We start from the raw sequence: 14,734 nt of genomic DNA on the forward strand, positions 1-14,734 counted from the left end.
GGAGTGTTAGTCAAGAAATCGTTCTTAGCGCGAGTGCCTTAATAGATTGTCGCCGACGACCCGGGCGGTTTTTTCGGTCCCTGATGTGGCTCCGCCCTCACTACGGCCGAAGCTGCCAACCGCGCCGTTGGTCGGTTCGATAGTCCAGGGAGGCATACATGAGGTGAAGCTTACACATTGACTCGACGCTGGGAGCTCGAAGGGCTCCTGGCGACAGAAGCCGACGTGTGCATTCTAGGCCGGAAAGCCAAAATCATAGCGATAGCTGACGTTGCGGGTTTGGAGCGCATCTGCGGTTTGCTTGGTCCTGCTCTTTACGCTGACGATGGTTGGCTGACAGGACTAGCCACGGCAGGCGGATCGAGGATCCGGGTGAATTTCGTTGCTCGGGGTGTCACTCCCCTTCGCCCCCGCCGGGCCGTTATAGTGATGACCAGAAAGCCCGCCCCGAATTGGCATGCGGCAATGAAGAAATCTTCCTCTTCTTTGTATCCAGACTTGTAGCCGAACCACCGTCCGTAATCTTTGATGTTACGGTGCATCCCTATCGTCTGGTTGGGGAGCATGCGGGCTAGGTAATCCCCGAGCGGCCTTGCCATTGAATTGGTCAGGTGAACCGGGGCGGTCCAGATATAGTGCTCCGGTGTCAGACTCCTGCCTACTTCCTTGCAGTACATGGCATATCCCAGCTTGCGGCCCACTGTCGTGGGTGCCTCGCGAAATTCTTCCGAAAGCCCGGCCAGGGGCACATCCCTCAGGCACTCTCTAAGCGACTAACCCAGTGCCAGGGGGTCGCCTCACTCGTCAGCCGGTTTCCGCAGGCGAATTGTCGATCCGCAGGCTGCATCCGCCAAATGCTGTTTTCAGGTTGCCATTCGAGGTGTTGAAGCTTCACCCCAGGTTCCAATCAGCATCCGCATGAACCTCTCGGCGGGCGGCGAGAGCGATGCGCCGCGTCGACGCACGACCCCGATGGTGCGCGAGATTTCGGGATCGCGGATGGGCCTTGTGACCAGGAACGGATGGTCGCCCTGCGGGGTCGCCATGCGCGGCAGGACCGATATCCCGAGACCGGCTTCGACCAGACCGAGTGACGTCGAGAGATGCGTCACTTCATAGGACCAGCGCAGCGCGAGGTTGGACTTCGTCAGCGCGGCATCCAAGAGGATCCGGTTCGCGCTCGACCGATGGACGGTGATGAGCTGGTAGGGGACGAGATCCTGCCAGGTCAGGACATCCCTTGATGCCAGGGGATGCTCCTTTCGTGCGGCGAGAACGAAGGGGTCCTCGATCAGACGATCGAAGGTCAGGTCGGGATCGGACGAACCCATGATGTTGACCCCGAATTCGACCTCCCCGCGCGCGACCGCCTGAAGCCCGTCGGTCGCCGGAAGGTCGAGAATCCGGAAGCGGATGTTGGGGTATTGCGCATCGAACTGCCGGATCACTGAGGGTAGGAAGTAATAAGCCGCCGTCGGCAAGCAGGCGATGGTGACAAGACCGCCTCGCCGCTCCCCCAGCTCGCGGAAGGCGAAGAGCGAACCGTCAAACTCCTCCAGCATCCGGCGCACCAGCGGGACCAGCTCCCCGCCGACGGCGGTGGGCGCCACATGGCGCGTAGTCCGCTCCAAGAGGGGGGCGCCGATGGAGCCTTCGAGTTTCTGAATGCGACGACTCAGCGCCGGCTGCGAGAGATTGAGCGACTCCGCTGCCCGGTGGAAGCTCGCGAGCTCCACGACGAGTAGAAAGGCGCGGAGGTCCAGGATTTCACAGTTAATGTGCATGACGCATCAAAAGCTCCGATTTTAGCATTTCTCATATTAATCGGATTCACGTAACAAACAAGATGATTGAACTGCCAAGCGCATGAAAGGGAGGATGTCGCACGATGAACGATCTGATCCGCATTCCGTGCGCTCTGATGCGCGGCGGCACGTCCAAGGGGCCCTTCTTCCTCGCTTCCGATCTACCGTCCGATCCAGCCTTTCGTGACCAGATTCTGCTCTCGGTCATGGGGTCAGGGCATCCGCTGCAGATCGACGGCATTGGCGGCGGCAATCCGGTCACAAGCAAGGTGGCCATCGTCGGGCCCGCAAGCATCAAGGGCGCGGACGTCGATTATCTTTTCGCACAGGTGCGCGTTGACCAGCAGATCGTCGACATCTCACCCAACTGCGGCAACATGCTTGCGGCCGTCGGCCCCTTCGCCATCGAAGCGGGGCTTGTGCCGGTGCAGGGTCCTACGACGCTCATCCGGATTCACAACGTCAACACCGGAAAGCTGATCGAGGCAGAAGTCCCGACGCCCAACGGTAGCGTCTCCTATCTCGGCGACGCGGCGATTGACGGCGTTCCAGGCAGCGCGGCGCCGATTGCGCTTACCTTCATGGATGCAGCAGGTGCCCGCACGGGCCAGCTATTTCCCACAGGCAAACCGAACGAGGTCATCGACGGCGTCAGCGTCACTTGCATCGACTGCGCCATGCCAATGATACTCCTCGAGGCTGAGGCCATCGGCGTCAGCGGATTCGAGACCGCCGCCGAACTCAACGGAAACAAGGCGCTGTTGGAACGGCTCGAGAGCCTGCGCATCGCCGCCGGTGAGCGAATGGGTATGGGTGATGTCAGCAACCAGGTGACACCGAAGCCGGTGCTGATTTCCCGGCCAAGGGCAGACGGCGACCTCAATGTGCGCTATTTCATGCCGCACCAGTGCCATCCCTCGCTTGCCACGACAGGTGCTGTTGGGATCGCGATGGCCTGCATCACCGAAAATACGGTGGCATCCCGGTTGATTGGCACTCGCAAACCACCGGTGGTCCTGTCGATCGAGCATCCGAGCGGCCATCTCGATGTCAAGCTTCAGGACAGGAACGGCAAGATCGTCGCGGGCATCCTGCGCACCGCCCGCCGCCTATTCGAAGGACATGTTTTCGCAAAACCTGTCGCGCAGTTCGTCTGCGCGGCATAATGACCGTGGCCGCCGGGAGGGCGCCACATAACTTGGAGGAAAATCATGCGTAAGCTCATGCTTGCCCTTGCGGCTACCGTTGCCTTTGCAGGCTCCGCCCTGGCGGAACCCGTGCGCATCAGCGTCGGTTCCTACAACCTCAACAACCTGCCTTTCCCGGTGGCAGCCGGCCTCGGCCTTTATGAGAAGGAGGGTCTGGAGGTCACCGTCGAGAACTTCGCGTCGGGCGGCTCGAAGACCCTTCAGGCGCTCGTGGCTGGCTCGACGGATATCGCCGTTGGCTTTTACGATCACACGATCCAGATGCAGTCGCAGAACAAGGCGGTCGTCGCATTCATCCAGCTCGCCCGCAATTCGGGCCTCGTTCTGGCCGGCGGCAAAGATAGCACCTTCGACCCGTCTAAGCCGGAAACGATTAAAGGCGCGAAAATCGGCATCACATCGCCTGGTTCCTCGTCCGACTTCTTTGTCCGCTACTATCTGCAGCGGAACGGCCTGTCGGCCGACGACGTGTCGCTGATCGGCGTCGGCTCCGGCTCTGCTGCTGTCGCAGCCCTCGAACAGGGCAAGGTCGACCTGCTCGTCAACTACGACCCGGCGGCCACCTTCATCGAAGCAAAGGGCGTGGGCAAGATCCTGATTGACGCACGTAGCGACGAAGGTGCCAAGGAAATCTACGGTGGCATCTATCCGACATCGGTTCTCTACGCCACCCAGGACTACATCGACGCCAATCCGGAAACGGTCCAGAAGGTCACCAACGCAACGGTAAAGGCGCTCGAATGGATGGACAGCCATTCGGCCGAAGAAATCGTCGAAAAACTGCCAAAGGAATTCATCTCAGGCGACCGCGAGACCTACATCAGGGCCGTCGAAAACGCCAAGGCGATCTTCTCGACGGATGGCCTCATCAGCGAGGAGAACGTCAAAACCCCACTCGCGGTTCTGAAAAGCTTCAACGAAAAGGTCGCGGCGGCTGAAATCGACCTTTCCAAGACCTACACGAACTACTTCGTTGGCAAGGCGCCGCACGACGTCGCCAACTGACAAGGAGGAAGTCATGGCACTGGCCGTAGTGAAGTCGGCAACAACGATGATGAGCCCGGACAAACCAAGGCCGATGGTGTCGATCGATTCGGTCACCATGTCCTTTGGCACCTTCATCGCCGTCCAGAATGTCAACCTGACTGTTGCGGATGGCGAGTTTCTGGCCATCGTCGGTCCGACGGGGTGCGGCAAGAGTACCATTCTCAACGCCATCGCCGGACTTCTGAAGCCGGCGAGCGGCACTGTTTCGATCGACGGAGCGCCGGTGGATGGCGTCCAGAACAACATTGGCTATCTTTTCCAGCAGGATGCGCTCCTTCCGTGGAAGACGGCACTCGAAAATGTCGAGCTCGGGCCGATGTTCAAGGGAACAGGCGCGAACGAAAGGCGCGAACAGTCCATGAAATGGCTCGCCAAGGTGGGCTTGAAGGGCTTCGAGCAACGCTACCCGCACCAGCTTTCGGGCGGCCAGCGCAAGCGTGTTCAGATGGCGCAGGCGCTGATTACCGGCCCGAAGGTGATCCTGATGGACGAGCCCTTCTCGGCGCTCGACATCCACACCCGCCACCTGATGCAGAACGAGCTGCTTGCGCTCTGGCAGGAGGAGCGCCGCGCGGTGGTGATGATCACGCACGATCTCGAGGAAGCCATCGCGCTCGGCGACCGCGTGGTCGTTCTCGCTGCGGGGCCCTGCAGCCACGTGATCGACAGCTTCCCCGTCGATCTCGCCCGGCCGCGCGACGTCTCGGAAATCAAACTCGATCCGCGCTTCATGGATCTTTACCGCAATATCTGGTCGTCCCTGCGCGGCGAAGTGGAGAAAAGCTATGAACGCCATGACTGAACGTATGATTCAGCTGGGACTGCTGGTCGTCATTGTCGGCGGGTGGCAGCTCGGCGTGGAAGCCGGAGTGATCGATGTCTTCTTCTTCCCTGCTCCCTTCGACATCATGAAGCAGATCGTGGCCTGGATCATCGACCCAGGCTTCTACAGGCACGTGTCGATCACGCTCACCGAGACGGTGCTCGGATACGTGATTGGTACCGCCCTCGGCGTGGCGGCCGGCGTCTGGCTAGGGCTTAGCCGTGGCGCCTATCGCATCCTCGACCCGTTCATAAAGGCGCTGAACGCCATCCCCCGCGTGGTGCTCGCTCCGATCTTTGTGCTCTGGCTCGGCCTCGGGCTGTGGTCGAAGGTGGCGCTATCGGTGACGCTAGTGTTCTTCATCACCTTCTTCAATGCCATGCAGGGCGTGCGGGAAGTCAACCCGGTGGTGCTGGCGAACGCGCGGATCCTCGGCGCCAAGCGCTCAAGCCTGCTGACCCACGTCTACTTCCCGGCCGCGGCCAGCTGGATCCTATCGTCGCTGCGCACCTCGGTCGGCTTCGCGGTAGTCGGCGCGATCATCGGCGAATACCTTGGCGCCTCCGCCGGCCTTGGCTATCTAATTGCCCAGGCGGAAGGCAACTTCGATGCGGTCGGCGTCTTCGCCGGCATTATGATCCTCGCGATGTTCGTGCTGATCATCGACCGCATCCTCGACATCGCCGAGGCCCGTCTGATCAAGTGGAGCCCGCATTCGACCGAGAGCCGGGCCACCTGACGGGTGCCGACGGCCGGTCGGCAATGATGCCGGCCGGCGACCAAGGTGACGACGGAATTGAGGCTAGCCGGGCGCTTGTTGCCGCGAGCGTCTGAGCCTAACCTGGTCGCTCCATCGACCTCGGCAAATTCGTAATTTGAGTGCCCATCAGGTCAAACGACCGAACCACGCCTCGGTCATTGGGGAGAACGGCTATGCACCTCAACGGCATGCTTTATGGGTCAAGGCTGCTCGGCCACGTCGACTTCCCCGCGTCCGAGGTGCACGGGCCCGATGCTGGCGAAGACGCGATCCAGGACCTGATCGCCCGCCACGGCCTGATCTTCGTCAAGCCGGTCTTCCGCGGTGGCGTCGGCAAGAAGGGCAAGGCGGGACTAATCGGCAAAGCGCGGGACCTCAAGACCGCGCTCGCCGAAAAGGAGCGGCTCTACTTCGCCGAGCACCGCCATGGCAACGCCTTCGCCAAGGCGAACGGCGTGACCTTCGAGGCCGGCATTCCCGCCGAGCACGAGGTCTATTTCGCCATCACCGACGACACGCATTTCCGCGCGCCGACCATGACGCTGACCCACCGCGGCGGCGTGGACATCGAGGATCTCGATAAGTCCGACATCGCGACCGTGCCCTTCGAGGCGCTCACGGGGCTCAAGGCCTTCGTGGTGGCGAACGCGCTGACGGACATTGGCGCGCCGCGGGAGATCATCTCGCCGCTGGTGCAGCACCTGCCGAAGCTCTGGGAGCTGATGCACCACTACGGCATGACGACGCTGGAGTTGAACCCGATCCGCATGCGTCCCGGGCGCGACGGGCGGTTGACGCCGGTGGCCTGCGACTTCAAGTGCGGCTTTGACCGCGACGATCCACGCGTAGGTCGGCTCGGGCTGCCGAACCAGCTGTTCGCGGCAGACATCTCTGCCTTCGAGCAGGAGGTGAACCAACTCCGCACCCACCAGGGCCAGTCGGACGTCTTCGTGATCAACGAGAGCGGCACCATCCTTGCCCCGACCTTCGGCGGCGGCGCCAACAGCCTCGTCACCGAGGTGCTGGGCGAGGCGGCGATCATCTCGTCGGACTTCGGCGGCAACCCGCCCTACGAGAAGATGAAGGCGGTGGCCTCGATCTGCTACCGGCACTTCCTCGCCCAGACCAACGTGCTCTTCATCATCGGCGGCAAGTCGAACAACACCGACATCCTCGAGACCTTCCGCGGCATGGGCGACGCGCTGCGCGAATATTTCGCCGCGCACGGGCCGACGCCGCTCTACGTCGTCGTAGGACGCGGCGGTCCGAACCTGGTGCGCGGTATGGGCAACCTCGCCGAGACGCTGGAGTCCCTCGGCCTGCCCTATCGCTTCTTCGGCTTCGACAGCGCGATCTCCGAGGTCGTGAACTACGCCAAGCGCGTCGACACGTGGATGCGCGACGGCGGCCGCGACGAGATCGCCGCTACCCTGGGGCTCAAGGCCGCGGCGGCCTGAGGGAGGACGGACATGTATCACAAGGGCATCGAAGGCTTTCCCTATTTCCTCGGCCTCCGGTCACTGGCCGATATCGCGACCCGCGACGGCCGGGTCTGCGTACTCAACATCCTCGGCGGCGAGTCGCGCACGGTCACGCCGACCAGCCACGCCTTCTCCGGCGGCAACGTGGTCTTCGGCACCTCGCCCGGCCGCGGCGGACAGGTGCTGAAGACGCCCGTGGGCGACATCCCGGTCTACAACAACGTGCGCGAGGGGCTCGACGCCGGCCATGCCTTCGACACCGGCGTCGTCTACCTGCCGCCGTCGGGCGTGCGCGACGGCGTGGCCGAGCTCGTGCGGGTGAACCCGGGCTTGCGCAAGATCGTCATCATCACCGAGAAGATCTCCGTGCACGACGCCCGCGAGATTCGGGCGATGGCTCAGGCGAACGGCATCGACATCATCGGCGGCAACTGCCTTGGCGTCGCCGATTCGTGGAACCGCGTGCGCATCGGCGGCGCGCTCGGCGGCGACAAGCCAGAGGAGTCGCTGCTCAAAGGCTCGGTCGCGATCTTCTCGAACTCCGGCGGCTTCACCACGACGATCGCCCAGTATCTCGCCACTTCGGGCTGGGGCACGACGACGCTCGTCTCCTCCGGCAAGGACGTCTACATCCACTACGCCGCGCCCGATTTCGCCCACGCCTTCGGCAACGACGACCGTTCCAAGGCGGCGGTGCTCTATGCCGAACCCGGCGGCTACTACGAGCAGGGCATCGACTGGACGAAGCCCGTCGTCGCCTGCGTCGTCGGCCGCTGGAAGTCGAAGCTGACCCGTGCCGTCGGGCATGCCGGCGCTATGGCCGGCTCGGGCGACAGCGCCGAGGACAAGGAGCGCTGGTTCATGGAGGCCTTCGGCGTGCCTGGCCTCTTCACGCTCGAGAACCCGGTCGTGTCCGCGAAGGGCGCCGTCGTCACCAACATCGCCGACATCCCCGCCGCCCTCACCGCGGTGATGGCGCTCAACGGCGCCGCGCCCGACTTCGCGCCGCGTGGGGACCTCGCGCTAAAGCCCTGGGTCGCCAACGACCAGGGCCTGCGGCTGCCGCCCGATCTCGCCATGCCGGCCGTCACCGCGCCCGAGCCCTACGCCGGCCAGATCGCCGCGCTCGGCGCCCAGGTCGGGGCGGTGGTCGCGCGGCAGAACATGAAGGACAAGTCCGGCGCGTCGGTCATGGACCCGAAAACCCAGGTAACGAGTGTGCACGGCCATTCAGTGCTCGATCTCGCGCTTGAGCCGCTGGAGGCGACCTTCGCCCTGCCGCTCGTGCACGAGATCGCTACCGAGAACGACCGAGCGATGCTCGACGTCGCGGTCGCAGCCGAGGTCAACCTCGTCGGCGACCCGATCCTCGTCGCCGCCGACGCGGCGCGGGAGGCCGGCAATGCTCCGAATGCGGTGATGGCAGCCGCCGCCGCCATCGTCGGGCCGAAGCGCGTGGAGCGGGCGCTCGGCTGCACCCGGGCGCTCATCGGGCTCTTCGCCCATTCGGGCCTTAGGGACGGGCGCGACGAGGAATTCGACGCCTCGGGGATTGTCTGTGACGACGCCACCCGGGCGCTGTTCCTGGCCACCGAGGCCGAGGCCGCCGACCCGCGTCCAGAGGCGATGCTCGCAGCGATCGCGGCTCGCGGCGGCAGGTCGGCGTTCCTGAAGTTCCTTGGAGGCCTCGGCGGCCGGTTGTCGCGGGACGCAATTCTCGCGGCCATCGCCACGACAATCGCCTGGGGGCCGCTGGTGCGCAAGCGCATCTCGCGCCTTACCGCCGAGACACTGCCCTGGTACCTGCGGCTCTATGGCGTCATGGTTGGCGCGACGATCCCCGGCGAGCACCACCGGTCGGGCTCGCTATGGGGCATCCCCCGCGACGAGCGCTTTGGGCAATGGACGATGGCCGACCTCTGCTTCCTCGCCATGACTGGAAAGAAGCCCACCCCCGAGGAGGCGCTGCCGCTGCAGATGCTCATCGGGCTGCTGATTTCGAACGGCCCTGGGTCGATCTCGGCTCAGGGTGCCAAGGGCGCGGTCTCGGCGGACGGGCCACAGACGCCCGCGCGCGTGCAGATTAACAAGGCGATGGTCGGCTTCCTTACCCATACCGGCTACAGCCACGGCGGCAACGGCTTCGAGGGCATGGCCTTCTTGCTCGAGCAATTCAAGGACACCGGGCTGACCGACCCCTCCGACCCAGCCCACGGCCTCGACCTGAAGGCGATGGCGACGGCGTTCGCGCGCACGTACCGCCGCGAGAAGGCCCAAGCCAAGGAGCTCGGCACTGAGGTCCGCGCGCTCCCCGGCGTCCACCACCCGGTCTTCAAAGGCAAGCCCGTCAACCACGATCCGCGCGAGCGCTTCATCGCGGAATTCATGGCGCGGCAAGGAAAGTACAACGTCTTCCACGCCTTCTACCGCGAGCTCGTCCAGGCACTCCACAATCAGGGGGCCTCGCCTTACGTTTTCTGCGTCAACGTTGACGCGGTAATTGCGGCGCTGCTGCTGGCGCTGCTGTGGAAGGACTTCAAGTCCGGCACCCTGACCGAGCGCGACTTGGAGACCGCGGCCTTCACCGTCTTCCTATACGGTCGCATGATCGGCGCGGCCGCCGAGATCGACGACCACCTGAACCGCGGCCGCAACATGGACACCCGCACCCCCCCACCCGCCTGCGGCTTCGTGGTCTGATGGCGACCCCGCCCGCCACCAGCCCGCGGTCCGCACCATCGCGATGCCGCCGCGGAATTCTGAACTGATCCCACACCGGCCTTGGCTTTGACGTTAAGAATGACCGGAACCCACACCCTTAGCGATCATTTGCTTCGCCCGAATGGATGTCCGGCTTGGGTCATAACTTCCGGTTCCGCAAGCGTCGCGTCGATCGGTGTCGTTGCGCCGCCGAGCGACGCAAGTCGCGCGCTGTCGGGCTTCTGTGCGAGAGAATCTTCAGAGCCTAATTTCGTGATCACACCTTTGACCGCCTCGAGGTTGACCCGCGTCTTCCTGGTGCCTGGGAGGATTCCGCTCAGTCATCTTTCCGGTTCGCGAAGCACGTCAAAGGGCCTGTTCAGTCATTCAGGCCTCTTGAGGCTGGCATCGATTACAAAGCTCTGATCACCCGAGTGTTGTGGAACTTCCAAAAGACCCGAAGGGAGTTCGAGTCCAAAACGCGGGATCAAAAACGAAACAGAAAATGTGACAAAATCAAATACTTAAAGTTTTGGTGGGCCCGGAGGGCGTATTCAAATTTTTGATTTCATTGGCCTTTTCGTGGGCCAAAATCAGAAATCTTCTCGTATCGTTCCGTATTGTCCCGCGGCCGATGAGCAAATAGCCAGATTGCGGATGCCGTCATCGCCTCGCCGCGTTGACACTTCGTTGGTTGGTTCAAATCACGAACATACGACCACCGATACCGGCATGCGCTTCGCAGCAACAGATGGCTGTAAAAGAACACGGTCGTGGCGCAGCAGTGCCGGCCACCGGCGGCTGCTCGGGTGCAGCATTGCGGTCCCGCTCTACGGACGAAGCAAATCCGAGAGGTTGTCTGATTTTTCTATTTTGTCTGTAAGGTCGAGCCCCGACAGGAGGTCGACCAGATGGCTGGTCATCAGCTCGGCCGCTTGGGAACTACGCCCTGCTTCGATCGCATCGACCAGCGCGAGATGGGCGTGTTTCTCACAGGTCGCGTCGCGCCTTTTCCAATAGAGCGCGATGATGAGGGAAGAATGGGAGACAAGGTCGCGAACGAAGTTGGTGTACACCGAGTGTGCGGCGATCTCGGCGATGCCGACGTGGAAACGTGCCGACAGCATGATCGCCTCACTGTCCCGGCCGGCGTGAAGCGCCTCATGTTCCTTCTCGAGATGCCGCCGCAGCTGCGCAATGTCGGATGACACTGCTGCCTTCGCGGCGAGCCAAGCCACCTTGGGTTCGATCAGCGCCCGTGCCTCGAATACCTCTCGCGCTTCCACCTTCGACGGCTGGGCCACGAAGGCGCCGCGGTTTGGCTCCAGCCGCGCCAACCGGTCATGAGCCAGAGCTTGCAGAGCGGCACGAATGACGGTGCGGCTCACCGAATAGATCGACGCCAACTCATCTTCCGGCAGCTTGGTGCCAGGAGCGAGACGATGGCTGACAATGGCATCTCTCAGACCATAGTATATCGGCGACCAGCGGGCTGCCGGTTTTTCGTCGCGGTCTTCTTCCCTGAGTACTGTCAACATGCTTTTTCAACGCGCAGGCACGACCGTGCCAGATCTATCCCAAACCGCCTAACAGTCGCTGCAATCTAGTATCGCTTGCGCGGCGGTCAATCCCGGGACACAGGACCTCAATTCGTAAGGCCAGGCGCGTTCGGCGAAATAACTGCTTCGGCGGCACCGGCGGGTGACAGCGATTCGTAGATGCCCGAGAACCGCTTGCCGCGAGGAGTAGCGTAGCCGCCGACTTTCGACGTCCTCAACCCGACTCTGAACAAGCTCTCTGCCAAGGCGACCGCGCAGGCGACACCGTCGAGTACGGGAACGCCGTGTTCTTGCGATAGGCTACTTGCCAGATCGGCCATGCCCGCGCAGCCAAGAACGATCGCCTCCGCCCTGTCCTCTTTGATGGCGCGCGCAATTTCGTCTGAGATTCTACACCTGGCGTCCGAGCCCGGCAGTTCGAGATCGAGCACTGCAACCTCCGACGACCTGACTTTGGCGCAGCGCGACGCGAGGCCATATTTCGCCAGATTGTGCTCGATCGCTGGAACGGAGCGGGCGAGCGTCGTCACGACACTGAACTTGCCGGCGACAAGGCTGGCAAGGTGGAAGGCCGCTTCACCGATGCCGATGACCGGGGCCGCGGCAGCGCAACGTGCGGCGTCCAGCCCGGTATCGTCGAAACATGCGATCACATAGGCGTCGACTGCCGCCGCCTTGTTCATTTCGGCGATGATACCCGGAATGGCGAAGACTTCGTCGAAATAGCCTTCGATGCTCGGCGGACCGTCGCCGGGGTTCACCGAAATGATTTCCGTCCCGGCAGAAGCGACGCTCGCTGCGACCTTGCCGATCTTGGCGGTCATCGACGCGGTCGTGTTGGGATTGATGACGAGTATGCGCATGCGATCAGCCTCAGATTTCGCCGCCGAGATAAAGACGCTTAACCCGGTCGTCGCTCAGCAATTCGGCGGAATTCCCGCTCAGCGCGACGCTGCCGGTCGTCAGCGCATAGGCACGCTGCGAAATGCGCAGCGCCATGCGGGAGTTCTGCTCGACCAGCAAAACACTGACCTTCTCGTCGCGGTTGATCGCCACGATCGACCGGGCAATGTCCTGGACGAGCTTCGGCGCGACGCCCAGCGACGGCTCATCGAGCAGCAGCAGGCGTGGCTTGGCCATCAGCGCGCGGCCGATAACCAGCATCTGCTGCTCGCCGCCGCTCATCGTGCCTGCGGCTTGCGAATATCGCTCCTTGAGGCGGGAAAAGCGGCCGAGCACCATCTCCAGAGAGCCGGCGATCTCGGCCTTGTCGGAGCGAGTGAAGGCGCCCATCAGGAGATTGTCCTTGACCGACATGTAAGGGAAGACGCGGCGTCCCTCCGGCACCATGGCGATGCCCATCTTGACGATGGCATCGGGGGAGGCACCGTCGATGCGTCGGCCGCTGTAGTGGATCTCGCCTGACTTGATCTTGCGCAGGCCGGTGATGGCGCGAAGGATCGATGACTTACCGGCGCCGTTGGCGCCGATCAGCGCGACAGTCTCGCCCTCGTTCACCTCCAGCGATACGCCTTTCAGCGCGTAGACGTGATCGTAGTAGAGTTCGACATTAGCGAATTTCAGGATCTGGTTCATAGGCCAATGGCCTCGTCTTCGCTGCCGAGATAAGCCTCGATCACCTTGTCGTTATTCTGGATTTCCGCCGGCGTTCCCTCTGCGATCTTCTGACCGAAATTCAAGACGACGATGCGATCAGAAATCTTCATAACGGCAGGCATATCGTGCTCGACCAGAAGGATAGTGAGGCCGAGCTCGCGCAACCGTCTAACCATCGCCACCATTCTCATTGTCTCTTCGTGGTTCATCCCGGCGAAAGGCTCGTCAAGCAGCAGGATCGACGGGTTCGTGGCGAGGCCGATGGCAATGCCGAGTGCCCGCAAGTGACCATGCGGCAAGTTTCGGGCCGTCTCGCCGGCGAGCGACGAGAGGCCAAGCAGCGCCAGAATCTCGTCGGCCGACATGCCGAAGGCGGCCTCGTCGGCCTTGGCCGCGCCGGTGCCGAGGAAGAAGCCAAGCAGGCTCGCCCTGGAGCGCAGATGGTGTGCGATGATGACGTTCTCGCGCACACTCATGTTCTTGAAGATCGTCGTTTCCTGAAACGTCCGCACGACGCCTTTGCGCGCGGCGATGTGCGGCGCGAGGTCGGAGATGCGCTCGCCCTTTAAGCGCACTTCGCCCGATGTCGGCCTGAGGAACGACGAGATCAGCTTGAAAAGTGTTGACTTGCCGGCGCCGTTGGGACCGATGACCGATAGAATCTCCTTCTCGCGCACCGAGAAGGAAATATTGTTGACCGCGACGAGACCTCCAAAGCGTTTCGTCAGGGCCGAGACTTCGAGCAGATCGGCCATGGCTCAACCCTTCTTCCGGGTCGTGACGGCAAGGCTGAGCAGCCCATTGGGCAAGAACAGCATCAGCACGATCATCAAGGTCGAATAGATCAGCAGCTGGAACCGGCCGGTCTGGAACAGGAGGTCCCAGCCAAAATAGAGCACCAGCGTGCCGAGCATCGGTCCGAATACGTAGCCGAGCCCACCGAGGAAGCAGTTCAGCATGAAGTTGACAGAGTCGATGACCGTGAAGCTCGACGGATAGATCGACTGCGAGATGGCGGCGAAGATCGCGCCGGCTACGCCGCCAAAGAAGGACGAGACGGCATAGGCGATGACGCGCAGATAGGCGATGTTGACGCCGATCGACGAGGCCAGTTCCTCGTTCTGCTGGAGCGACTGGCAGAGCTTGCCGACGCGCGAATGAACCAGCCGGTACACCACCGCGAAGCAGACCACCATGAGCGCGACCGCCAGCAGGTAGAAAGCCAGCCGAGCATTATGCAACGTGGCGAAATCCGGGATGATGGTGAGGCCGAAGGCCGACAGCGCTCCAGGCAGCGGGATGCTGACCATGCCCTTGGCACCGTTGGTGATCGGCAGCGCCAGCGCCAGAAGCCGTGCGACCTCGGTCAGCACCAGCGTCACCATGGCGAAGTAGACGCCGCGCAGACGCAGGATCGGCAGGCCGATAAGCACGCTTGCCGCCGCGCAGAACAGACCGGCGACCGGCAGCGTTAGCCAAAACGACCAGCCATAGGTCACCACAAGTATGGCCGAGACATAGCCTCCCATCAGCGCATAGGCGCCCTGGCCGATATTGATCCGGCCAATGTAGAAGGTGAGCCACACGCCGGCACTGGCGATGCTAAGCAGCGCCACCGAGGTGAACGTGTAGTAGAGGTCGATCCGGCCGCTCGCGGAGATCAGAACCGGCACGGCGATGAAGATGACCACCAGAAAGGCGGCGACCGGGGCGATTTTCATGCTACGCGTCATG

The 14,734-nt window shown here is 62.7% G+C and carries 12 protein-coding genes; 6 read left to right on the top strand and 6 right to left on the bottom strand.

What is annotated here, in order from left to right:
* Positions 1-863: 863 nt before the first annotated feature.
* Positions 864-1,784 (bottom strand): LysR family transcriptional regulator, encoded by a 921-nt coding sequence (locus EN859_RS28235; protein ID WP_127856000.1) that lies wholly within the window; start codon positions 1,782-1,784, stop codon positions 864-866.
* Between the two features lie 104 nt (positions 1,785-1,888).
* Between EN859_RS28235 and EN859_RS28240 the strand changes: the two genes are divergently transcribed.
* The 6 genes from EN859_RS28240 to EN859_RS28265 all read left to right on the top strand — a co-directional run bounded on the left by EN859_RS28240 (position 1,889) and on the right by EN859_RS28265 (position 9,824).
* Entirely contained in the window at positions 1,889-2,971 is a 1,083-nt protein-coding gene (locus EN859_RS28240; protein ID WP_127856001.1) for a 4-oxalomesaconate tautomerase, read from the top strand.
* 45 nt (positions 2,972-3,016) lie between these two features.
* Positions 3,017-4,018 (top strand): ABC transporter substrate-binding protein, encoded by a 1,002-nt coding sequence (locus EN859_RS28245; protein ID WP_127856002.1) that lies wholly within the window; start codon positions 3,017-3,019, stop codon positions 4,016-4,018.
* A gap of 13 nt (positions 4,019-4,031) precedes the next feature.
* Positions 4,032-4,862, top strand: a complete 831-nt coding sequence (locus EN859_RS28250) for an ABC transporter ATP-binding protein (RefSeq protein WP_127856003.1) — start codon at positions 4,032-4,034, stop codon at positions 4,860-4,862.
* On the top strand, positions 4,846-5,622 hold the full coding sequence (locus tag EN859_RS28255; protein ID WP_095491414.1) for an ABC transporter permease: 777 nt from the start codon (positions 4,846-4,848) through the stop codon (positions 5,620-5,622). The genes EN859_RS28250 and EN859_RS28255 overlap by 17 nt, the downstream gene beginning before the upstream one ends.
* Positions 5,623-5,816: 194 nt before the next feature.
* Entirely contained in the window at positions 5,817-7,100 is a 1,284-nt protein-coding gene (locus tag EN859_RS28260) for an ATP citrate lyase citrate-binding domain-containing protein (protein WP_127856004.1), read from the top strand.
* 12 nt (positions 7,101-7,112) lie between these two features.
* Entirely contained in the window at positions 7,113-9,824 is a 2,712-nt protein-coding gene (locus EN859_RS28265; RefSeq protein ID WP_127856005.1) for a CoA-binding protein, read from the top strand.
* 830 nt (positions 9,825-10,654) lie between these two features.
* On the opposite strand, the gene EN859_RS28270 is transcribed toward EN859_RS28265, so the two are convergent.
* From EN859_RS28270 to EN859_RS28290, 5 genes are all read right to left on the bottom strand, one after another.
* Positions 10,655-11,362, bottom strand: a complete 708-nt coding sequence (locus EN859_RS28270) for a GntR family transcriptional regulator (RefSeq protein ID WP_127856006.1) — start codon at positions 11,360-11,362, stop codon at positions 10,655-10,657.
* Positions 11,363-11,469: 107 nt separating this feature from the next.
* Positions 11,470-12,246, bottom strand: coding sequence for an aspartate/glutamate racemase family protein (locus tag EN859_RS28275; RefSeq protein WP_127856007.1), 777 nt, complete (start codon positions 12,244-12,246; stop codon positions 11,470-11,472).
* 10 nt (positions 12,247-12,256) lie between these two features.
* Entirely contained in the window at positions 12,257-12,979 is a 723-nt protein-coding gene (locus tag EN859_RS28280; protein ID WP_127856008.1) for an ABC transporter ATP-binding protein, read from the bottom strand.
* Complete coding sequence (locus EN859_RS28285) at positions 12,976-13,755, bottom strand: ABC transporter ATP-binding protein (protein WP_127856009.1); 780 nt, start codon at positions 13,753-13,755, stop codon at positions 12,976-12,978. Before EN859_RS28285 ends, EN859_RS28280 begins: the two co-directional genes overlap by 4 nt.
* A gap of 3 nt (positions 13,756-13,758) precedes the next feature.
* Entirely contained in the window at positions 13,759-14,733 is a 975-nt protein-coding gene (locus tag EN859_RS28290) for a branched-chain amino acid ABC transporter permease (protein WP_127856010.1), read from the bottom strand.
* Between the last annotated feature and the right edge of the window lies 1 nt (position 14,734).

Source organism: Mesorhizobium sp. M00.F.Ca.ET.216.01.1.1 (genome assembly GCF_004010325.2).
GTDB lineage: Bacteria > Pseudomonadota > Alphaproteobacteria > Rhizobiales > Rhizobiaceae > Mesorhizobium.